This is a genomic window from Mesorhizobium sp. ANAO-SY3R2 (assembly GCF_042466635.1).
Lineage (GTDB): Bacteria > Pseudomonadota > Alphaproteobacteria > Rhizobiales > Rhizobiaceae > Aminobacter.
In genome coordinates this window covers 123,698-146,025 of record NZ_CP159952.1, presented here as the reverse complement: position 1 = coordinate 146,025, position 22,328 = coordinate 123,698, and the positions used below count along the sequence as shown (strand labels likewise).

Here is a 22,328-nt window from a genome sequence, read left to right as displayed (position 1 = left end):
AAATCTCTGGACGGCTTCAGGTTTCGGAAAATCTTCGCGCTATCGCCCGCCCCCGACTTCGCTTCGCGCGGGCATCGCCAAGATAGCTCAAATTTTCGATCGTTTCATTTAACGTCATTCAGCGTGTCCTTCCGGGCAGCAATTAGCTGCTCGGCCGCTTTGTGCGGCCGGACATCAGGAAATTGCAATGAAAACAATGTTCTATTCCTTTGGCGCCCGGCTGGCGCGCAGGCTGATGTCCATCTGCTTGTTGCTTCTCACACTGACATTGGCGACCCAAGCCTTGGCTCGCCCCACGATCACCAGCCCGGCCTCCGGGACCACCCTGCCATCCATCGCGGTCGGGCAATCGATGAGCATTTCCATCACGGCCACGAGTACCGACATCATCGACCAGTGGTTCCAATGCGATATCGACGATCCCGATTATGATGGAGTTACTCCATGCCTGCCGCCGGGCCTGGTCCTGGACCCATCGCCCCGTAGCCTGAACACGACTCTCCACGGCGCCCCGACCACGGCCGGCACCTACACTTTTTCCGTCTCGATCAATGACGGCTGGAATCTGGCCGGAGTCGCCACCTATACCCTGGTCGTCACGGCCGGTGCCACACCGACGCTGACCTCTGCCAGCCCGAACACGGGCAGCACCGCAGGCGGCACCTCGGTTACGTTGACAGGCACCAACCTGACGGGCGCCACGGCTGTCTCATTCGGCGGAACTGCGGCAAGTTTGTTTACCGTCAACGACGCCACGAAGATTACCGCCACCACACCTGCTCATGCGGCAGGCGCAGTCAATGTCGTGGTCAGCACGCCGAACGGTACGGCCACGCTCACCAATGGCTACACCTATGCGGTGCCGGCACCAACCACCGGCGTTGTCAGCGCAACGGTTGCGGCCAATTCCTCGGCCAATCCGATCACATTGAGCCTCGGCGGCGGCGCGGCCACTTCGGTTGCCGTTTCCACGGCGGCTGCCCATGGCACCGCCACGGCGTCAGGCACGTCGATCACTTACACCCCGACCTCAGGCTATTCCGGCTCCGACACCTTCGCCTACACCGCAACCAATGCCTCCGGCACGTCTTCGCCGGCAACCGTGACGATCACCGTGTCGGCTCCGACCCTCGCCCTCTCGCCAGCGGCCGGCGCCCTGGCCGGTGGAACCGTCGGCACGGCCTATAGTCAGACGATCACCGCCACTGGGGGCACCGCGCCCTACAGTTACGCGATCACCAGCGGCGCAGTCCCCGCGGGTCTGACTTTGAACACGTCGACCGGAAAGATCTCCGGCACGCCGACAGCAAGCGGCACGGCCAACTTCACCGTCACCGCGACCGACACCAATGGCGCCACCGGAGCCGCGGCCTATTCCCTCACCATCAGCGGCGCTCCGCCCGTCGCCAGCGCTGTCAGCGCAACGGTTGCGGCCAATTCCTCGGCCAATCCGATCACCCTGAGCCTCAGCGGCGGCGCGGCCACTTCGGTTGCCGTTTCCACGGCGGCTGCCCATGGCACCGCCACGGCGTCAGGCACGTCGATCACTTACACCCCGACCTCAGGCTATTCCGGCTCCGACACCTTCGCCTACACCGCAACCAATGCCTCCGGCACGTCTTCGCCGGCAACCGTGACGATCACCGTGTCGGCTCCGACCCTCGCCCTCTTGCCAGCGGCCGGCGCCCTGGCCGGTGGAACCGTCGGCACGGCCTTTAGCCAGACGATCACCACCTCCGCGGGCACCGCGCCCTACAGTTACGCGATCACCAGCGGCGCAGTCCCCGCGGGTCTGACTTTGAACACGTCGACCGGAAAGATCTCCGGCACGCCGACAGCAAGCGGCACGGCCAACTTCACCGTCACCGCGACCGACACCAATGGCGCCACCGGAGCCGCGGCCTATTCCCTCACCATCAGCGGCGCTCCGCCCGTCGCCAGCGCTGTCAGCGCAACGGTTGCGGCCAATTCCTCGGCCAATCCGATCACCCTGAGCCTCAGCGGCGGCGCGGCCACTTCGGTTGCCGTTTCGACGGCGGCTGCTCATGGCACCGCCACGGCATCAGGCACGACGATCACCTACACCCCAACGGCAGGCTATTCCGGCTCCGACAGCTTCACCTACACCGCAACCAATGCCTCCGGCACGTCTTCGCCGGCGACCGTGACCATCACCGTGTCGGCGCCGACCCTCGTCCTGTCGCCAGCGGCTGGCGCCCTGGCCGGTGGAACCGTCGGCACGGCCTATAGTCAGACGATCACCGCCACTGGGGGCACCGCGCCCTACAGTTACGCGATCACCAGCGGCGGTTTGGCGCCCGGCCTGACGTGGAACGCAGGGACAATCTCCGGCGCGCCGACAGCAAGCGGCACCGCCGGCTTCACCGTCACCGCGACCGACGCCAACGGTGCAACCGGATCGGCCGCATATACGATCGCCGTCGCGGCGGCACCGACCTCCTTCGTCTTCTCGCCAGCCGGGGGAGCGCTGACCGAAGCAATGGCCGGCGAAGAATACAGCCAGCCGATCTCCGCCACGGGTGGAACCGGCACATTGATTTACAGCGTTGACCCGGGAACCTTGCCGGATGGCATGGTCCTCAACATCTCGACCGGCGAGCTCACCGGCCCGCTAGCGGCGGATACCGAAGGCGATTACTCTTTCACCATTCAGGTCCAAGACGGCAACGGTTCCACCGGAGCAGCGACATATACCCTAAAGGTCAAGGCCCGCGCCGTCACCGTCGTCGATCAAGTCGTCAGTGTTCCGGTCGGGTCGACGCCGAACAATGTCAACCTCGATCGCGGGGCAACGGGCGGCCCCTTCTCAGCGGCCCACGTGGCTTTTGTGAATCCGGCCGATGCTGGAACCGCGACGATCATACAGGGCGAACTGGCACAGGCCGGTCCGGCGATCTTACCGGTCGGCTGGTATTTAAAGTTCACGCCAAACCCGGCCTATTCCGGCAAGGTTCAGGTCGGCTTCCGCCTGACCGGTGCGCTTGGCAACTCCAACACAGGAACGATAACCTATATCCTCGGCTATGATGCCGCCGAAGTGGCGCGGGATGTCGACACCCTGGTGCATGACTTCGTGCAGACCCGCCAGAACCTGATTGCCTCGACCATCAAGATTCCGGGTCTTGTCGAACGCAGGCAGATGGCGGCCGCGACCGGACCGGTCACCGCCCGCATGAGCCCTTCTGCGGATGGTGTCACGCTTGGCTTCGCCTCCAGCCTCGCCCAGGTGGAGGCTGCCCGCAACGTCTTCGACGGCGTTGTCCAGGCGGAGGTGTCTCCGTTCAACATCTGGCTCGATGGCACGTTCATGGCCCATAACCGCGAGGAGAACGGCAATAAATGGGGCAGCTTTGCCATGATCTCGCTCGGTGCCGACTACCTGCTATCGGAAATGGCGCTGCTCGGCCTGTCCTTCCACTATGACCGAATGACCGACCCAACCGATGAGGACGCGGAACTGACGGGCAATGGCTGGCTGGTCGGTCCATACGCCTCCCTCGAAATTGGCAAGGGCGTGTTTTGGGATACCAGACTGCTTTATGGAGGCTCCTCCAACACCATTGACACGCAGTTCTGGGACGGAACATTCGACACGCGCCGTTGGCTGTTCGATACGTCGATCAAGGGCCAGTGGAATCTGGACGATGTGACCGTGTTCACGCCAGAACTGAGGGCCGTCTACCTATCTGAGACGGGCGATGACTATGCCGTGGAGAACAGTGCTGGCGACAGCATCGACCTGAAGGGCTTCACCGAAGAGCAGTTGCGCATGAGCCTCGGGGCCGGGATCGCGCGTCAGTTCACGCTAGAAAACGGCATGACCCTGACGCCCAAGCTTGGGGGTGAGGTTGGCTTTTCCGGTCTTGATGGTCCTGGCCTGTTCAGCTCGGTCTCGGCGGGCCTGTCGCTGGAAGCCACGGAGAGCTTGTTGATAGACGCTGGAATGCTGTTCGACATCGAAGGTGACGGTGCCAAATCCGTCGGTGCGAAGGTTGGGGTTGGCGGCAGGTTCTGACCACGAAATTGCGAGGGCAGGACAATGGCTACATTGACCTCCCCTCACCAGCCTCTGGCGGGTTCAAGTTTGAACGGCTATTTGCGTTAAATAACAATGACTTAGGTGCTATCGCATTGTTCTTGGCTTGACGGTCTGCCTGGGCACGGCAACTGCTTCACAAGAAGCCTTCCCGCTATAACCGGTCGGTCCGCTTCCAGTCGAATGGATCAGGAAGCAGCCGTTCTGTTCAGGACCCAGTATCGGCATTGCAGACTATCAGACGCCGTACCGGCAGCTTTCGCTTGGTCTAGGCGTGCCTGAGGTCAGTGTTTCTATAAGCCCGAAACCATTTGCGGCATCAGCCTCGCAAATCCGAAAACCATGCGCGCCGCCCGGCGGGCGCTGGCCAGCCGGGCGTCGCAGTTCGTGCAGTCTTGCAGCATCGGGCGATGCCCGTGGGCTGCTTACCAGGACGGGATCAGCGCGCCCTTGAACTGGTCGTTGATGAACGCCTTGATGCTGTCATCATGGTAGGATTCGACCAGCGTCTTGACCCACGGCGCGTCCTTGTCAGCACTGCGCACGACGATCACGTTGGCATAGGGCGATTCCTGGCCTTCGATGGCGATGGCGTCGGCCTTCGGATGCAGGCCCGCTTCCAGCGCGAAGTTGGTGTTGATGACCGCCGCATCGACGTCGTCGAGCGAGCGGGGAAGCTGGGCGGCGTCGAGTTCGGAGAACTTGATGTTCTTCGGGTTTTCGGTGACGTCTGCGGGACCAGCCTTCAGACCGGCTTCCGGATTGACCTTGATGAGGCCTTCCTTGGCGAGAACCAGAAGCGCGCGGCCGCCGTTGGTCGGGTCGTTCGGGATGGCGACGGTTGCGCCTTCGGCAAGCTCGCCGAGGCTTTTCACCTTCTTGGAATAGACGCCCATGGGTGTGGTGATGGTCTTGCCGACGCTGACGAGATCGAAACCGCGATCGGCGATCTGGTTGTCGAGATAGGGCTGGTGCTGGAAGGAGTTGGCGTTCAGGTCGCCATCGGCGAGCGCCTGGTTCGGCACCACATAGTCGGAGAATTCCAGGATCTCGATATTGAGGCCCTTTTTGGCGGCGACTTCCTTGACCTTTTCCATGATCTGCGCGTGCTCGCCGGGTGTGACGCCGACCTTGATGTCTTCGGCGAGCGCCGGGACGCTGATGAGGGCGGCAAGCGCCGCCGAGACGAGGAACTTCATCATGTGTTTCTCCTTAATGATGACACGACTTGGGAGGGGTTGAAATCAGCTCTTGCGGTTGCGCTTGTCGAAGCGCCGGGCAAGTGCATCGCCTGCGCTCTGCACCAGTTGCACGAGAACGATCAGCACGATCACCACAGCCAGCATCACCTCCGGCATGAAGCGCTGGTAGCCGTAGCGGATGCCGAGATCGCCGAGGCCGCCGCCGCCGACCGCGCCGACCATTGCCGAATAGCCGATCAGGCTGACGATGGTCATGGTGAAGGCAAGCAGGATGGCCGGCCGGGCCTCGGCCAGAAGCACCTTGCGGACGATCTGCATCGGCGTCGCGCCCATGGCCCGGGCGGCCTCGATCAGCCCCTTGTCGATCTCGCGGATCGCCGCCTCGACCAGGCGGGCGAAGAAGGGAATGGTGGCGATGGTCAAGGGCACGATGGCCGCCGTGGTGCCGATCGACGTGCCGGTCAAAAGCCGCGTGAACGGGATGATCGCCACGACCAGGATGATGAACGGGGTGGAACGGGCCGCATTGACGACGAGCCCGATCACGTAGTTGAGCTTCGGCGCCGGGAAAAGCTCGTCCTTGCCGCTGGTGGCCAGGAAGACGCCGATCGGCAGGCCGATCAATGATCCGGCCAGGCCGGACACGGCCACCATGTGCAGCGTCTGCAGCAGCGACTTCCAGAGCAGGCTGAAAAGCATCTCAGGCGACATAGCCGAGCACCTCCGTGGACAGGCCGGTTGCGGCATAGAAGCGGTTGGCGCGCTCGACAATTTCCGGCGTGGCCGGATAGGAGACGACGAGGGTGCCGAAAGGTTCGCCGGTGATCTCGTCGATGGCGCCGGCGAGAATATTGACGTCGCCGCCGATCTCGGTGACCAGCCGCGCCGTCAGCGGCTGGAAGGCCGTCGCGCCGAAGAAGGTGAGCCGCACGAGAATGCGGTCACCGGTGGATGGCTCGGGCTTCAGGCCGGAGCGCAGCCATTCCGGCAGGCTGGTGCCCAGCGTGGACGACAGCAGGATCCGCGTCGTCTCGTGCTGCGGGGCGGTGAAGACGTCGAAGGTACGGCCCTGCTCGACGATGCGGCCGTGATCGATAACCGCGACATGCGTGGCAATGGCCTTCACGACCTCCATCTCATGCGTGATCAGCAGAACCGTCAGGCCGAGTTCGGCATTGATCTGCTTCAGGAGAGCCAGGATCGACTGCGTCGTTTCCGGGTCGAGCGCGGAGGTGGCCTCGTCGGAGAGCAGTAGCTTCGGCGACGTGGCCAGCGCCCGAGCGATGCCCACGCGCTGCTTCTGCCCGCCCGATAGTTCGGACGGATAGCGCACCGCCTTGTCGCCGAGGCCGACGAGATCGAGAAGCGGCTCGACTTTCTCCTTGATCGCCGCGCGGTCGAGATCGGCAATCTCCAGCGGTAGTGCGACATTGTCGAAGGCAGTGCGCGACGACAGCAGGTTGAAATGCTGGAAGATCATCCCGATCTCGCGCCGCAGGCCGCGCAGGCCCGCCTCGTTCAGTCCGCCAACCTCGGTGCCGTCGACCACCACTCTGCCCGAACTCGCCTTTTCAAGGCCGTTGACGAGCCTGATGAGCGTGGATTTGCCGGCGCCGGAGCGGCCGATGATGCCGGTGATCTCCCCGCGGCCGACGGTCAGGTCTACGCCATCGAGCGCGGTGAAGGATTTCGCGCCGTCGCCGTAGCGTTTGGTCACGCCCGCGAACGTGACCATGGGCGCGGCTTGCGCGCGCTCATGCCGACCCGCCTCGGCCGCTACAGTTGGGAATGTCATTTTCAGCTCACGTTTCAGTCAAGTCATCCGGGCGAGATAGCATCGCCGCCGCGTCATTCGAAGACGCTGCACATTCGATGACAGGTGACTAATCGTAGCATGCAATCGGCCTTGGTCTCGACAGTCGGGGGTCCAATAGATGCACTATTGCCCCGAATTGACGGGATGCGACAGGAATCGAATTCTCACAATCGGCGGTTCAGGAAAATATCTCTGCAAAGTGCCCGCCCGGACCATCATCTGCCGAATCTCGACCTCTCCGGTAGGCACCGCGGGCAAAAGCGGGCATCGCGCCGCAGGTAGCGGCACTTGCGACATCGGCAGGGGCTCATGGCCCAAGATCATGTCTGCCGACTTTTCGCCGATCTCGATCGGCGTGTCGGCATGATCTGGCGATGCCGCATTAACCCAGTGACGTAGGTAACGGGTGGGACCGTGCCCTACTGAACGGCAGTCGCCTGCGACCAGACGACCATCCACTGCCCGTCTCTGCATTCATACGTATCTGTATGCCAATAGGAACTCAGCGGTACTTTATGGCCGCCGAAGATCACTTCGAGTTGGGCGCGATAGCGGATGACGGCGCATTCTCCTTGCAGCCGAACTGCGATAGCTTCAGGCTCCCATTGCAGATAGTTGATATGTCCTGCCGCGATGGCGCCCAGATACTCATCCTTGGAAAGCGGTCTGCCTATAGGAGTAATAAGCTGAAAGTCAGGGGCGTGCAGGTGCCGCGCGGTTTCGATATCCGCATCCACCAAAGCACGAAGCCTGCTTCGTTCAATGTACCGGAGACGATCTGTTTCACTCTCGTCCCGGGACGAACCTGGGGTTTCAGGGCTCATTTTCCATCTCCATAACGGCCGGCCATCATTTTGAACCCTTGCTCGTTGGTTTGATCAGTTTCAGATCGATCAGGCTTTGGACGCCGGCGCGGATGCATTCTGCCTCGTCTCGCGAACTCCACCCCAGCAGGCGGCGCGCCTTGGATGAATCGACGCTCAGATCACGGCCAAGTTCATGGACAATCATGCGCGACATCGGGCTGATGGTTGCCATGACGCGAACCAGCCAGTCCGGCATCTCTTTGGTCGGCAGCCGTGATGCATATTCAGGGAAATCCCTGGCCAGAATTTCGCTGATGTCCTTCAGCCAAAGAAACTTGCCGGCAACGAGAAATCGCTGACCGGATGCGGCCGGGTGGGTTATTGCCTTGATATGAGCGTCCGCCACATCCCGGACATCGACCACAGGAAAGCCAAAGCGCGGCAGGCGCCTAAACTTGCCATTCATCAGTTGCAGGAGAAGCCCGATAGACGTGCCGAAATTCGCACCCGATAACGGACCGAATATCATGCCGGGATTTATCACTGCCAACTCGAGAGCATTGCTTCTGGCGAATTCCCATGCCGCTCGTTCGGCCAGCGTCTTCGCCTTGTAGTATGGCGTCGCACGCGGGCTATGCGGGTCTGTCCAATCCGCTTCCGTAAAGGGCGGCGTTCCGCTGCCATGATTGGTTGCGGCGATGGAGGACGTCATGACGACGCGCCTGACCCGTGCTTCGTGCGCCGTACGGAGCACGCGCAATGCGCCGTCCCGCGCGGGCACGACAAGATCATCCTCATGGGTTGGCAGGCCTGCCGGAAACGGCGATGCGGTGTGGATGACATAGTCGCATCCCTCAACCGCCTGAGCCCAGCCATCATCCTGGCAAAGATCGGCTTTTGCGAATTCAAGCCGCGATTTATCGCCGGACAGCTGCCGGCAAAGCCTGGCCGCTATCTGTGGAGCGGTGTCGATGCGCCGCACCGTCCCGCGTACCGCATGACCCTGCTCAAGCAACTGTTGCGCAATATGTCCCGCCAGAAAACCGCCGATGCCCGTCACCAGTATGGTCGTAATTTTCCGCTCAGCCGGCACCATGACGCTTCCTCCTGCGAGCGTATCGACACGCTCGAATTAGACAAAATGACAAAACTTGTCTAATCGTCTTTTGACAGTATGGACGGCTGCTGTCAATATGTACAAATGGTTCAAAACGATCAGAAAACCGCCTGGATTCTGGACGCGGCATTGCCCGTCTTTATCCGATATGGCTTTCGCAAAACGTCGATGGCGGACATTGCGCAGGCTGCCGGTATCTCGCGCGCATCCCTCTATTTGGCCTTCAGCAACAAGGAGCAATTGTTTCGGGCAGGCTCTGCACGCGCGCATGCCAAGGCCATGGACGAGGTCGGTCTTGCGCTATCGGGCGAGGGTGACGTCGTCGCCCGTATCGAAGCCGCAATTACCGCCTTTCAGTCCAGTCTGATTGCCCCGTTTGGTGGCAGTGCCGAGGCTGCGGAACTGTTTACCGCCAATATGGCGTTGGCCGAAGACATCACCCTCGACACCCGCGCCCGGCTATTGGAGCAACTGGCGTCTCATCTGTCGAAGGCGGCACAGAACGGAGAGATCAATCTGTCGAACGTCGGCGCTGGACCGAAGGATTTGGCGGACATGATTGTCTCCGCAATGGATGGTATCAAGCATGTGCGAGGCGCCGGCGCAGCGCTGGAAGATGGAATGCGGCTGTTCATGCGCATCCTACGGGCAGCCACAATGCCCGACAGAAATTAGAGCGACCTTGCGCCGCAACCCTGCTTACAGCTCACAAATATGGCAGCGTCCGCTATGGTCGGTTATGTTGCAACGTTTTGAATACCGGCACTGTGGCAAGAGGAGCCTCCGACATTGTCGGAGGATTGAATGTTCAGGGGCCGCCAGTTCGACCCGTCCGTGATCCTGCTTTGCGTGCGCTGGTACCTGGCCTACTGTCTGAGCTTGCGTGATCTGGAAGCGAAAATGGCCGAGCGGGGCATCGCCGTCGACCACACGACCATTCGCCGTTGGACCGTTCGTTTTGCGCCGCTAATGCTGGAGCGTTTCTACCGACGCAAGCGTAGCGTGACCGGCAAATGGCATATCGACGAAACACACATCAAGGTCCGCGGCCAATGGATGTAGCTTTACCGCGCCATGGACAGTGTCGGCGAAACGATCGAATTCTGGTTCAGCGAGCAGCGAGACCTGCCGTCGGCCAAGCAGTTCTTCCGAAAAGCGCTGGCGCGTCATGGCCGTCCCGACCGCGTCGTCATCGACGGTAGCCAGACCAACCAGGAGGCGATCGTTTCCTGTGACACCACAAATCGCTTGCAGGATCGCTCTCGGCGCCGGCTGAAGCCGATCCGGATCCGCAAGAGTAAATACCTGAACAACCGGATCGAACAGGACCATCGGCGCATCAAGTGCCGCGTCCGGCCAATGCTCGGCTTCAAATCACCAAGATCAGCCGCGATCATCCTGTCCGGTATCGAAATGGTTCACATGATGCGCAGCGACAGGCGAGATATGCCTTCAATCCGAACCCGTCCCTGGCCGAGCAGCTCGAAATCTTGTCGCATAATTGGCCTCGGATCGGGCCGCTTTGCGCTTCCAGTCAGCCGTTGCAACAAAACCTTGGTGTGAAGTGCAACCTCCGGCCGCTCCAGCTCTTTCAGCAGTTCATCCTTGCGCCGGTGCAAGCGCGAAAAGCTTGTCGAGCTCAGCATAGCCGGTGCGGATCGAGACCTTTCCCGCCAGATGTTGCAGAAACGGCACCTGGTCAACAAGTGTTGCGGCTTGCTCCGCCCATCGGCAGTTCTGGCGAACTGAAGCGCCCGCATAATGCATATCCATACGGACCATTTAGGTCGGGCGCTCGCCGACCGGACGTGTATGCGCCAGCAGATACGATCGCGTCTCCGGCAGCACACGGTCCATCAGAACTGCGCGAACCTCAGCATGGTAGGCGTCAAGGAAGGCGGTCTCTTCGCCATTCAACGCGTCAAGCCTGGCCATTGCGAGATCGATCGGCGCCAGGGTCAGGCTGGAGAAACGGCAAAAGCCGGGCCGGTCGGCCACCACTTCCACCTGGTTCTCGATACGGATCCCGAATGCGCCAGACTTGTAATAGCCAGGCTCGATGGTCATGACGTTGCCCGGCTCCAGGCCGTGCAGATTGGGCTTCTTGGCGAAGCGATGCGGGTACTCGTGGATCAGCAGGTTGTGACCGACGCTGTGGCCCGTACCATGGTCATAGTCGAGGCCGATATCCCATAGCGCGCGTCGCGCGAAAGCATCAAGCTGGTGTCCTTGTGTGCCGGTCGGGAAGCGCGCCATGGACAGCGACAGGAACCCCTTGAGGACTGCGGTGTAGGCGTCGCGCATCTCGGCGCTGGCGTTGCCGAAGATCAGCGTGCGCGTCGCGTCCGTCGTACCGTTGGCATACTGCCCGCCTGAATCGATGAGATAGGGGCTGTCCGCACCGATCGCCGCGTTGGTATCGGGCCGCACATTGTAGTGGCACATGGCGGCATTGGCGCCGGCCGCAGAAATCGCGCGGAAGCTGGGCTCCAGAAAACCCGGCCGGTCAGCACGGAAAGCAATCAGGCGCTCCTCCGCCTCCAGTTCGGTCAGGGGCAAGTTCCGATCACAGCGCGCGCGCCATTCGCGCTCAAGCCACGCGAGGAAGTTGGTAAGCGCGATCCCATCCTCGACATGGCAGGCGCGAAATCCCGCCAGTTCGGTGGCATTCTTGATCGCTTTGGCAAGGGTGACAGGGCTGGTCTGCATCACCGCCCTTCCATTCGCCGCCTCGATAGGTGCGCACACTGCAAACGGTGTGAAATCGGGATCGATCAGGACGCTGCGGTTCGCCGACATCTGAGCCACACGGCCCGGGAAATGCTCCGGCTCCGCCAACGCGACATCTGAAAGCTCGAACGCGGCGAGATCGTTGCCCAGCTTGCGCCGGTCCACGAACCATTCGATGCGGTTATCCGCATCGAGAACCAGGAAGGAATGCGGTACCGGGTTCATCGCCACGTCCGAGCCGCGCACGTTGAGCAGCCACGCGATATTATCGGGCAGTGTTTCCACCAGCAAATCCGCCCCGGCGGTGCGCAATTGCTCGGCAATGCGAGCCCGCTTGTCCAACGAGGTTCCGCCAGCCACGGAAACCGGCATGGCCCTGATGATACCGAGAGGCTTTTCCGGACGGCCGCTCCAGACGACATCGAAAGGATCATCGGCGATCGGGATGAGTTCGCCGCCGGCAGCCGCGCAAGCCTGTGCCAGCGCGTCGTATGAACCGCCGCTGACCCGCATCGCAGGAACGCCGACGCGCCAACCCGGCCTTGCGTTGTCCCTCAGCCAGCGATCAAGCGGATCGTCGTGGAGGTGATGCACTGCAAACAGCGCAAGATCGACCTCCTGGAGCACTTGCACCTGATAGCGGCCATCCACAAAGATCAGCGCCTGTCCGCGCAGAACCAGCGCCATGCCGGCCGAGCCGGTGAAGCCGCTTATATATTCCAGGCAATTGTCATGCGGGGCGGTGACTTCGCTCTGATGTGCATCGGTACGCGGAACGATCAGCCCGTCCAGCCCCTGTTCGTCCAGCCAACTGCGCAACCGGGCGATGTTGCCGGCACAATCATTCCTCGTCACTGCACGCCTCCGGTGTCTAACGATCGGCGGCCAGCGGGCCGCCCTTCTCCATCACCATGGCCGCAAGGCGCTCGAAGACGGCGCCCGACTGGCGGATACCGTCATGCTCGAATTCGTTGGTGATCCAGAAATCCAGGTTGCCAATCACGCGCGCCGTCGCCAGCGACATTTCGGCATCGACATACACGTCGTCGTGATAGATGGCCGCCGCGATCGGAACTTCGTTCGAAGCAAGGCGGGCAGGTTCGTAGAGACGGCTGTGGCTCGGACGACCGGCCAATGCTTCAGCCGCGGCCTTGAAAGGCCGCAGCGAGGCAATTTCATCGAACATCCACGGATAGATCATCTCGCCGGTGAACAGCAGCGGCCGCGCGTCGGAGGCGAATTCGGGGAACTGCGCACGCAACCGCTCGGCGGACCAGGCGGTTGCCCCGTCGCCATCGCCGTAGATAGCCTCGTGTATTGCGGCGAAGAGCGGGTTGCCGTGATACGACGTCAAGGCCATGACGCTCGACAGGAAGTGATCGGACAGGCGGTCGTGACCCGATCCGGCGAAGGCCTCGTCGATCAGCCAGTGGATGTTCTCGAAGCCGTGCGCCATGCCGAAGTCGAGGCCGACCGTCTGCAGGCGCCGGACCGTCAGGCGGTCGCCGTCGGGCAGGCGCACATCGTTCGAAGCGATGAAATCGGCCAGAGCTCCCACCCGTGCGACGTTGTCAGGGTAGCGCTTGTAGTAGCCGGCGTTTTTTGCCCGGACGCGAGGATAGGTCCGGCGATAGACCTCGTCCGCCGAAGGGGTCAGGCTCGGAATGCCTCCGGCGATGAAGCAGGCAGACAGGCCCTCCGGCGCGCGGCTCAGATAGGTCAGCGTCAGGAAACCGCCATAGCTCTGGCCGAGGGTCTGCCAGCGCGTCCCGCCGAATGCCGTTTTGCGCAAGTGCTCCAGGTCGGCGACGATCGAGTCGGCGCGAAAGCAGGCCAGGTAATCCGCACCCGCCTCCGCATCGGCAAAGGCAGCCATGGTCGCGGCTTCGACCGGAGTCGAGCGGCCGGTGCCGCGTTGATCCGGTAATATGACGCGATGGGTCTTCAGCGCTGCCTTGAGCCAAGGCGGTCCGCTGCGGGTCGGCCGGGGAGACCTGCCTCCCGGCCCACCCTGCAGGAAGCACAACAGCGGCAGGTCCTCATCCTTGCGCGCGGGATCAACCACCTCGCGGGCGAAAACCTCTATGGTCGGCCCGGACGGGTTCGACCAGTCGAGCGGCACGGTGAGCACGTGGTCGCGCATGTGCATTCCGGGGATCGTGTATTGCGAGATGATCATGGGTTTCCTTCAGCGAACACGCGGGTCGAGCAGCACATAGAGAAGATCGACGACGATGTTGGCGGCGACGATGAACAGACCGCCGAGCAGCACGACGCCAATGATGATCGGGCGGTCCTGATTGGTCACCGCCTGAACGGCCAGCGCGCCAACGCCCTGCAGGCCATAGACCTGTTCGATGACGATCACGCCACCGAGCATGAGCGCGATATCGGCGCCGAGTTGCGTAACAAGCGGGGTGAGCGCCGCGCGCATGCCGTGCTTCCACACCACGCGCCGCTCGCTCAGGCCCTTGGCGCGGGCCGTGCGGATATAGTCCTCGCCCATCACGTCGAGCATCTGGCCCCGCGTCAGCCGCGCATAGACGGCCGCCATGGTGAGCGCCAGCGTGCTCCAGGGCAGGACGAGATGCCAGGCCCATAGCGCGGGGTTGCCGGTCAGAGCCTTGTATCCGCCTGGCGGAAACAGGGTCAGGCCCGCCTGCTTGGGCAGGAAATAGAGGAGATAGAGCGACATCATGCCAAGCACGAAGGTCGGAAAACTGAGCCCGGTCAGGATAAATGCCTGCCCTATACGGTCGCGCAGGCTGCCCGGATGCCGCGCCGACATGATGCCGATCGGTACGCCGATCGCAAGCCACAGAAGGGCCGCCCCAGCAACCAGGGAGAGCGTTGCGGGAATGCGGCGCACGATGATTTTAGCCACCGGCTGCTGATTGCGATAGGAGAAGCCGAGGTCACCGGTCAGCGCCCGGCTGAGGAACGTGCCATACTGGACAATGATGGGACGGTCCACGCCCAGGTTCTTGCGGACCATCGCGAGCTGAGCCTCGGTCGCCTTGTCGCCCGCGATCATACGCGCGGGATCGCCCGGGGCGACGAAGAACAGGAAGAACACAAAGGCCGACAGCACCAGCAGAACACCGGCCCCGAAGGCGATGCGACGTGCGAGGAAGCGGATCATGGCTTTGCCGCTCCCTTTTGCTTGCGCTTGAGATGGCGCGCCGTGCGCGCACTCTTCGGATCGAGGGCGTCGCGCAGCCCATCGCCCAGGATGTTGAAGGCGAGCGTCGTCAAAAGCAGTGCGGTGCCCGGCACGAAAACCATCCACCAGGCGACGAGGTAGAGGGAGTTCGACGAGGCGTCGGCCAGCATGCCGCCCCAACTGGGCGTCGGCGGCACGATGCCCATGCCGAGAAAGGACAGGGTTGCCTCGAAGACGATGGAGTTCGGGATCTGCATGGTCGTGTAAACGATGATCGGCACTGTCAGGTTGGGCAGGATGTCGACCACCATGATCGAAAGCGGCCCAGCGCCCAGCGAACGGCTGGCTTGGACGAAATCTTGGCGGCTCAGCGAGATCACCTGGCCGCGAATGACGCGCGCCATTGGCGCCCAACTGAAGAAGACGATCACCGACACACTCAGCATCATGCTCGGGCCGAAGGCCGACACCAGCGCGAGCGCGCACAGCAGGAAGGGCACGCTCATGACAAGGTCCGTCAGGCGGCTGAGGGCCATGTCGACCATGCCGCCGAAATAACCGGCCGTGACGCCTACGGTGACTGCGATCATCGAAGCCAGGATGGAGGCGAAAACGCCCACCAGTAGCGACACCCGCGCCCCATAGGCGAGGCGGACCAGAACGTCGCGGCCGAGCTGGTCCGTGCCCAGCCAGAAATCCGCGCCCGGCCCAACCGGGATGCCGGTGGGCGAGAGGCCGATGTCGCGGAACTGCTCGATCGGCGAATGGCCGGTGACGGCGGCGATCCAGGGAGCTGCGATCGCCAGCAGGACGACGCCGAGGATGATGCCCAGTGCCGCGATGCTCGCAGGGTCCCGCCGAAGCCGTCGCAGCGTCAGCTCCAGCGAACCGCGCTGGACAATCTCGGTAGCCAGGAAGGCCTGGTTTTCCGCAACATCGCTCATGATGCCACCAGCCGCGTTTCGGTCAGAACCCGATCCTCGCCGCCACGCGGCGCGAGCGGGACCTTGGAAGCTGCCAGCAGCGTGCGTGTATAGGGATGCTGCGGATCGGCGAACAGGCGCTCGGCACTGGCCAGCTCGACGATCTTGCCGCCCTGCATCACGGCGATGCGGTCGCAGACATGGCGCACAACGGAAAGGTCATGCGAGATGAAAAGATAGGTCAGCCCGAGTTCGCGCTGCAGGTGGCGCAGCAAGTTGAGCACCTGCGCCTGGATCGACACGTCGAGCGCCGAAACCGGCTCGTCGCAAATGATCAGCGCCGGGTTGAGCGCCAGGGCACGGGCAATGCCGATGCGCTGGCGCTGGCCGCCGGAAAATTCGGACGGGAAACGGTTGTAGTGCTCTGGGTTGAGCCCGACGATCTCCATCAGGTGCCGCACCTTTTGCTTGCGCTCGTCTCCCGACGCTATCCCGTGCAAGCGGAATGGATCGCCGATGATGGAGCCGACGCGGCGGCGTGGATTGAGCGACCCGAACGGGTCCTGGAACACGACCTGGATCTGCCGCCGCATCTCCCGCCATTGCGAAGCGTCGAGGGCACCCATGTCGCGATCGAGCACCTTGACGGTGCCGGAGGTTGCCGGCGTCAGCCCGGCGATGACCCGCGCCAGGGTGGATTTGCCACAGCCGCTCTCTCCCACCAGCCCGACGGTCTCGCCCTTGCCGATGACAAGGTCGATGCCCTTGAGCACGTCGAGCTTGCGCTTCTGCCCGAAGAAACTGCCGACATGGTAGGTCAGGTGCACGTCCTCGACCGTCGCGACCGGCTCGGAGTCACCAGCGCGCGGGGCAACTTCCGGAGCGGCAATGGCTGGTGGTGCGGCACCCGCGCCCTTCTCCAGCCAGCACAGAGATTCCATCCCATCGCTGTAAACGCGCAGCGGCGGTAGCTGCGTGGCGCAATGCGAAAGCGCCTCGGTGCAACGCGGCGCAAACACGCATCCCGATGGAGTCGCAAGCAGGCTGGGCGGCCGCCCCTTGATCGGCGCGAGTTCGGAGCCGGGCCTGTAGCTTGCCGGTGTCGAGCGCAGCAGGCCGGCCGTATAAGGATGGGCCGGCGAGCGGAACACGCTCGCCCCTTTTCCGCATTCCAGCCGGTGCCCTGCATACATCACCATCACGTCGTCGGCGACGCTCGACAGCAGGCCCAGGTCGTGAGTGATCAGGATGACAGTGGTGCCGAAATCGCGGCGCATGGCGTCGAGCAAGGCCACGATCTGCGCCTGCACAGTCACGTCCAGCGCCGTCGTCGGCTCGTCCGCGATGATAAGCGCAGGCTTCAAGATGAGCGCCATCGCGATCATCACACGCTGCCGCATGCCCCCCGAGAACTGGTGCGGATAGTCGTCGTAGCGGTCGGCGGGGGACGGAATGCCGACCCTGCCCAACATGTCGACCACCTTGGCGCGCGCGTCTGCGGCGGAGATTCTTTCATGCGCGTGAAGGACCTCGGCGATCTGCGAGCCGATCGTATAGTAGGGATGCAGGCTGGACAGCGGGTCCTGGAAAATCATGCCGATGCGGCCGCCGCGCAGCTTGCGCATTTCGGAAGCGGGCAGCCCGATCAGGTTGCGTCCGTCGAACCGGACCTCGCCGCGGATATCAGCATTCGGCAGCAGCCCCATCATTGCCTGGGTCATGACGCTCTTGCCAGACCCGGACTCGCCGGCGATACCGAACAGCGAACCCGGTTGGATCGAGAACGATACATTGCGGACCGCGTGGACGACCCCATCCTCGGTCGGGATATCGACCGTGAGATTCCTGGCTTCCAGGACTACCAAGACAAACCTCGCTACCCGCAACTCATTGTGGTTCAGGCGTCGCGGAATGCCGCGACGCGCAAATGGTTCGGGCGCCGCGCAATCGCGGCGCCCGCTTTACTCAATGGTCTCAACGCTCGAGCCAGATGCTCGTCCAGTCTCCCTCGACGCCGAGTGCGTAGGGCAGATAGTTCTTCACCGCCTCACTGCGATAGCGCGGGTTCATGTTGGCAATGAGCGGAACCACCGGCGCATCCGCCATCACCATTTCGTCGACCTGTGCCCACAGCTTTCCGGTTTCCTCGGGCGTGGTGGCATTGATCGCCTGCGCGGCAATCTCGTTCGCCTTGGCGTTGTTGTAGTCGGTGTAGTTGTAAGTCTGGTGGGTGCCGTCGAAGGTGAACTGTGGCTGGAACACCGAGCGCGCAGCACCGCCAACCCAGTCCGGCGTCCAGCCCACCGGCGCGATGTCCCACTTGCCTTCCTTGGTGGTGACCGGGTTCGTCATGAACTTGGAATAGTAGTCGGCAGCGGTCACCGGAGTGAGTTCCAGCTTGATGCCCGCCCGCGCCATGCTTGCCTGGATCGTGGCGGCGGTGGCGACTTCCAGGTCCTTGTTGCGATAGGGCATCTTCAGCGTGATGCCGTCTGGGAACCCGGCCTCGGCGAGCAGGGCCTTGGCCTTTTCGGGATCGCCCTTCGAATCCGTCGACGGATAGAGATCGAACTTGTGGTGGCCCAGCACGCCGATGCCGAAGATGCCGGTGGCGGGCTGTGCGACCGTCGAGCCGCCCCACTGCTGCACGATCGCGGCCTTGTCGATGGCATATTGCAATGCCTGCCGAACCCGCAGGTCCTTCAGCGCTCCGTTGTTGTTGTCGGAGACGGTGTTGATGAACAGGAAGTTGGTATTGCCTGCCGACATGGCGGTCAGCTTCTCATCGCCGGCGGCGGCAAGCGTCGCCAGGATCGCGGTCGGGACATTGATGTCATATGCGAGATCGGCGTCGCCCGACTGAAGCTGCTGCATGATGGCATCGGCCTGGAGACCCATGGTGATCTCGATTTCGTCCACATGGGCCTTGCGGAGCGGATCGCTCTCGGCTTTCCAGGCAGGATTGCGCACCAGCTTGAGGCTGGTGTCCGGCGTGTAGTCGCCGATCGTATAGGGACTGCTGCCGATGTAGTGGGTGCGGTATTCCGGGCTGTCCGGAATATAGTCGAGGATTTCGACCGGTGCCGGCGCAGGCATGGGCAACGACAGCATGTAGATGAAATCGCCGGCCCGCTCCTTGAGCTTGATGACCACGGTCTCATCGTCCGGGGTCTCAATTCCGGCGACGTCGTTTTCCTCGATGAATTTCTTCATCGCGTCAGCGGTCGGCTCGACCTTCGCGAAACCGTCGCAGAATTCGGAAAGCCCCGAGATGAGCGCGGTGAAATAGGTGAGCGTCGACGCCTGCATGTGCGGGTTGCACAGCCGCTTGAAGCCACGCTCGACGTCCGCCGAGGTGATCTGGCGCGGGCCGGACGGCGCATCCCACATGGCGCCCTGGCGCAGCTTGAACGTGTAGGTGAGGCCGTCGTCCGTAGGCTGGGGCACCTCCGTCGCCAGATCGCCGACAGGCTTGATCGCGACGTCCGGATCGTTCGAAGCCTCGTAGCTGACCAGCTGCCGGGAAATGGCACGCATCAGATTGTTCGTCGGAACCATGCCCGCGAGCGCCGGGTCCATGTGATCCGGTTCACCCGTGGCGAGAATGCGCAGCGTGCCGCCTTTTTGCGGCTCCTGCGCTTGTACCTCTCCGACCTGAAGGGCACCGATCAGGGCAGCCGTCGTCAAAAGAGACATCAAACCTTTATGAATGCGCATACGCTCCTCCTCCCATTGAGCATCAGCTTCAAGTTCATAATCCTTGCGTAAAAATTGAACCAATGCAAAAGAAATTGAAGTGGCTGGTGAAATTTTTGCAGTGACGAAATGTGGCAGGCTGGGCCAAGGTGCGGTAGACGCTGCTTGCATCGCGGCCGCTCATCGAATTCTCGGGTAGTCCCCCTTGTTTCGGTTGGCAGTCCAACATGCACAATGGGTTTCGAAATGTCTTCAAGGCCGACGGCGATGGATAGAGGCGTGGACGAATCTCTCGGCAAAAAAATCCGGAAGCGGCGGCGCGCCATCGACATGACGTTGCAGCAGGTGTCCGAGCGCGCGGGACTGTCGATCAGTTTCCTGTCCCAGATCGAACGCGAGATGTCGACGCCGTCGCTATCGTCTCTGTGCAATATAGCCGAGGCGCTCGGCACCAGCGTCGACGCCTTCGTCAAGACGCCGCCTCAATCCGGCGCGGTTTCACGCCAGAGCGAGCGACAATCATTTAGTTTGGGCGATGCAAGACGAACCTATGAACTTCTGGGGCGGGGCTTTCCGGGCGCCAAGCTACACCCCACGCTGGTGCGCCGTCCGCCTGGCCATGTGTCGGAACTGATGCACAACGAAGGCGAGGATTTCGTCTACGTTCTGGAGGGAAGCATGCTGCTTGAGGTGGCCGGCGAGCGTCACATCCTGAACAAAGGCGACTCGATGCATTTCCAGTCGCATCTTCCCCATCGTTCCACGACATTGGGCAATGAGCCAACGGCGGAACTCTGGGTACGAACCCAGCCGCTCTTCCCGTAAGGTGCTGGCAGCACTTTGGCAGGTTCAGAGCGGCTGGCCACGTCAGTCGCTACCTGTCTTCATTTCCCGGACCTGCTGCATGACCTGCTCGAGATTATAGCTTGCAGGATTTTGCATCGGTGGAAACTTGACGTAGGTCTCGAGTTCCTTGAGCCACAACTGTTGCCCGATGGGCAGCATATTCCAGTCATAGACATAAGCCGTCGACGGAGAGGCGATCGCGCCGCCCATGCCGAACAGCGTCTTGATCTGCTGGCCGATCGAGGTTTCGAACGGGTCACGTTTGATGTTCACGATCTGGGTCCAGGAGTATGGCTGCACGCCTGAGATGAAGCCAGCCGGCGCGTCAGACACCATGGCGAAATACATCTTCCAGTTCTTGTAGCGGACCGCGGACGGCTCCTTGCCGGAATAGTAGAGGAACGTATCGCGTGCCGACTTTTCCGACTTTCCTTCGAGGTAGGCGCGCTGATTGACGCCGTCGAGCGTGGTCTTCACGATGCCGGGATACTCGCCCTTCTCGATCTGTGCCTTCAGCTCATTGCCCTTGGGACCGCCGGCGATGTCGACGAAGGTGGGCAGCCAGTCAAGCGACGCGAAGATGTCATTCTTCACCGTTCCGGGTTTGATATGGCCGGGCCAGCGCACGACCAGCGGTGCCCGCATGCCACCTTCCCAGGTGCTCAGCTTGCCGCCCTTGAACGGAGTCGTGCCGCCGTCGGGAAAGGTGATCGTCTCGGCGCCGTTGTCTGTGGTGAAGACGACGATGGTGTTGTCGAGTTCTCCCATCTCCTCGAGCTTCTTCAAGACGTAGCCGATGTTGTCGTCCATCTGCTTCATGCCGGCTTCGTTGACGCCCCAGTCCTTGCCGCCGGGCTCGCCGACCATAGCCAGATACTTGTCCGGTAATACCGTGGTGATGTGCATGCGGGCCGGGTTGTACCAGACAAAGAACGGCTTCTTGGTTTTCTCGGGATCGTTCCTGTCAAGGAAGTCGATGACCTTGCCTGAAATCTCCTCGTCAATCGTCTTGGAGCGCTCAAGTGTAAGCGGCCCTTCGTCCTTGCATGTCTGATTGGCCGCAGTCCCATCGGCGGATGTGCACGACAGCATCGGGCGCGGCGGCGTCAGGCATGTTGTGGTCGCCGGGTCGACTGCCGTCGGATCTTCGGTAAGCCCCGGCACCGGTGTGTTCTTGCAAGGCGGCGCAAGGGTCTGCTTGGTCGGCGTCTTGTTGATGTCGGGGAAGCTCACACCCTGCATGGCATCGAGGTGATAGAGATATCCCCAAAACTCCTGAAAGCCATGTGCGGTCGGCAGAGACTCCGTGTGGTCGCCGAGATGGTTCTTGCCGAACTCGCCGGTGTTGTAGCCAAGATCGCGCAGGAAACGAGCGATCGTCGGTGTGCCGGTCCGAAGATAGGACGGGCTTCCCGGAATTTCCGGTAGGACCATGCCAACACGCACCGGCTGCATGCCGGTGATGAAGGCGGTACGACCAGCCGTGCAGCTCTGCTCGGCGTAATAGGTCATGAATTTCGCACCCTCTTGGCCGATGCGGTCGATGTTAGGCGTTTCGCCGACCATGAGGCCTTGATGGTAGATGCTCGGTTGCATCCAGCCAATGTCATCACCCATGATGAACAGGATGTTGGGCTTGGCTTGGTCCTGTGCGTGGACCATCGCCGTGCTGCCTAGCAGTGAGGTGCCGAGTGTCATTGCGGCTGCTATGCAAGTTTTTGCTGCTGGTCGCATGTCACTGATCTCCCTATCAAGACTGCCGGCCAGGGCCGGCCAGACTGGTTGGATGCGTGAGCTTGGTCGTAAACGCTGGTAGATGTGCCGCTGTCGTGCATCGGCAAGGAGACAGATCGCGAATTGCCAGATTTTCCGCGCGTACGCTTATTGCCCTTCAGCGACCGGAAGGTCTGGGTTCGCCCGCGTTTACATACGCGCGCGTCCTGTGCTGTGCGGATGCAATTCCCGTGGCGGC

At 62.1% G+C, this 22,328-nt stretch carries 16 protein-coding genes and 1 pseudogene; 4 read left to right on the top strand and 13 right to left on the bottom strand.

The features are described from left to right. The first annotated feature begins 187 nt into the window (after nt 1-187). Nucleotides 188-4,036, top strand: a complete 3,849-nt coding sequence (locus tag ABSY17_RS01050) for a putative Ig domain-containing protein (protein ID WP_378940910.1) — start codon at nt 188-190, stop codon at nt 4,034-4,036. 446 nt (nt 4,037-4,482) lie between these two features. Here the strand turns inward: ABSY17_RS01050 and ABSY17_RS01045 are convergent, their stop codons facing one another. The 5 genes from ABSY17_RS01045 to ABSY17_RS01025 form a co-directional block, all read right to left on the bottom strand. After that, entirely contained in the window at nt 4,483-5,259 is a 777-nt protein-coding gene (locus ABSY17_RS01045) for a MetQ/NlpA family ABC transporter substrate-binding protein (RefSeq protein WP_378940908.1), read from the bottom strand. Nucleotides 5,260-5,301: 42 nt separating this feature from the next. Continuing rightward, nucleotides 5,302-5,970, bottom strand: a complete 669-nt coding sequence (locus ABSY17_RS01040; RefSeq protein ID WP_378940906.1) for a methionine ABC transporter permease — start codon at nt 5,968-5,970, stop codon at nt 5,302-5,304. Continuing rightward, nucleotides 5,960-6,994 carry a methionine ABC transporter ATP-binding protein gene (locus ABSY17_RS01035; RefSeq protein WP_378941135.1) on the bottom strand — a complete coding sequence of 345 codons (1,035 nt, stop codon included), beginning with the start codon at nt 6,992-6,994 and terminating at the stop codon, nt 5,960-5,962. Before ABSY17_RS01035 ends, ABSY17_RS01040 begins: the two co-directional genes overlap by 11 nt. Nucleotides 6,995-7,494: 500 nt before the next feature. Then, nucleotides 7,495-7,899: a nuclear transport factor 2 family protein gene (locus tag ABSY17_RS01030; protein ID WP_378940904.1), complete on the bottom strand. Its 405-nt coding sequence runs from the start codon at nt 7,897-7,899 to the stop codon at nt 7,495-7,497. 25 nt (nt 7,900-7,924) lie between these two features. Next, the gene (locus tag ABSY17_RS01025; protein ID WP_378940902.1) at nt 7,925-8,977 is read right to left on the bottom strand and encodes an SDR family oxidoreductase; all 1,053 of its coding nucleotides are present in this window, start codon (nt 8,975-8,977) and stop codon (nt 7,925-7,927) included. A gap of 105 nt (nt 8,978-9,082) precedes the next feature. On the opposite strand from ABSY17_RS01025, the gene ABSY17_RS01020 reads away from it, so the two are divergent. Both ABSY17_RS01020 and ABSY17_RS01015 read left to right on the top strand, forming a co-directional pair. Then, nucleotides 9,083-9,673, top strand: a complete 591-nt coding sequence (locus ABSY17_RS01020) for a TetR/AcrR family transcriptional regulator (protein ID WP_378940900.1) — start codon at nt 9,083-9,085, stop codon at nt 9,671-9,673. A gap of 129 nt (nt 9,674-9,802) precedes the next feature. After that, nucleotides 9,803-10,494 (top strand): annotated as a pseudogene (locus ABSY17_RS01015) (IS6 family transposase); the annotation flags it as partial. 103 nt (nt 10,495-10,597) lie between these two features. On the opposite strand, the gene ABSY17_RS01010 reads toward ABSY17_RS01015, so the two are convergent. The 7 genes from ABSY17_RS01010 to ABSY17_RS00980 all read right to left on the bottom strand — a co-directional run bounded on the left by ABSY17_RS01010 (nt 10,598) and on the right by ABSY17_RS00980 (nt 19,531). Beyond that, entirely contained in the window at nt 10,598-10,771 is a 174-nt protein-coding gene (locus ABSY17_RS01010; protein WP_378941143.1) for a hypothetical protein, read from the bottom strand. 9 nt (nt 10,772-10,780) lie between these two features. Continuing rightward, nucleotides 10,781-12,583: an aminopeptidase P family protein gene (locus ABSY17_RS01005; protein ID WP_378940898.1), complete on the bottom strand. Its 1,803-nt coding sequence runs from the start codon at nt 12,581-12,583 to the stop codon at nt 10,781-10,783. Nucleotides 12,584-12,599: 16 nt separating this feature from the next. Continuing rightward, complete coding sequence (locus ABSY17_RS01000; protein WP_378940896.1) at nt 12,600-13,907, bottom strand: alpha/beta fold hydrolase; 1,308 nt, start codon at nt 13,905-13,907, stop codon at nt 12,600-12,602. A 9-nt stretch (nt 13,908-13,916) separates the two neighbouring features. Further along, nucleotides 13,917-14,870 (bottom strand): ABC transporter permease, encoded by a 954-nt coding sequence (locus ABSY17_RS00995; RefSeq protein WP_378940894.1) that lies wholly within the window; start codon nt 14,868-14,870, stop codon nt 13,917-13,919. Beyond that, complete coding sequence (locus ABSY17_RS00990) at nt 14,867-15,835, bottom strand: ABC transporter permease (RefSeq protein WP_378940892.1); 969 nt, start codon at nt 15,833-15,835, stop codon at nt 14,867-14,869. Before ABSY17_RS00990 ends, ABSY17_RS00995 begins: the two co-directional genes overlap by 4 nt. After that, nucleotides 15,832-17,679 (bottom strand): ABC transporter ATP-binding protein, encoded by a 1,848-nt coding sequence (locus ABSY17_RS00985; protein WP_378940890.1) that lies wholly within the window; start codon nt 17,677-17,679, stop codon nt 15,832-15,834. The genes ABSY17_RS00990 and ABSY17_RS00985 overlap by 4 nt, the downstream gene beginning before the upstream one ends. 109 nt (nt 17,680-17,788) lie before the next feature. Further along, the gene (locus tag ABSY17_RS00980) at nt 17,789-19,531 is read right to left on the bottom strand and encodes an ABC transporter substrate-binding protein (protein ID WP_378940888.1); all 1,743 of its coding nucleotides are present in this window, start codon (nt 19,529-19,531) and stop codon (nt 17,789-17,791) included. A gap of 258 nt (nt 19,532-19,789) precedes the next feature. Here ABSY17_RS00980 and ABSY17_RS00975 point away from each other — a divergent pair, with 258 nt between their 5' ends. Continuing rightward, nucleotides 19,790-20,335 carry a helix-turn-helix domain-containing protein gene (locus ABSY17_RS00975; RefSeq protein WP_378940886.1) on the top strand — a complete coding sequence of 182 codons (546 nt, stop codon included), beginning with the start codon at nt 19,790-19,792 and terminating at the stop codon, nt 20,333-20,335. A gap of 42 nt (nt 20,336-20,377) precedes the next feature. Here ABSY17_RS00975 and ABSY17_RS00970 read toward each other — a convergent pair whose 3' ends face one another. Continuing rightward, complete coding sequence (locus ABSY17_RS00970; RefSeq protein ID WP_378940884.1) at nt 20,378-22,054, bottom strand: arylsulfatase; 1,677 nt, start codon at nt 22,052-22,054, stop codon at nt 20,378-20,380. Nucleotides 22,055-22,328 lie beyond the last annotated feature (274 nt).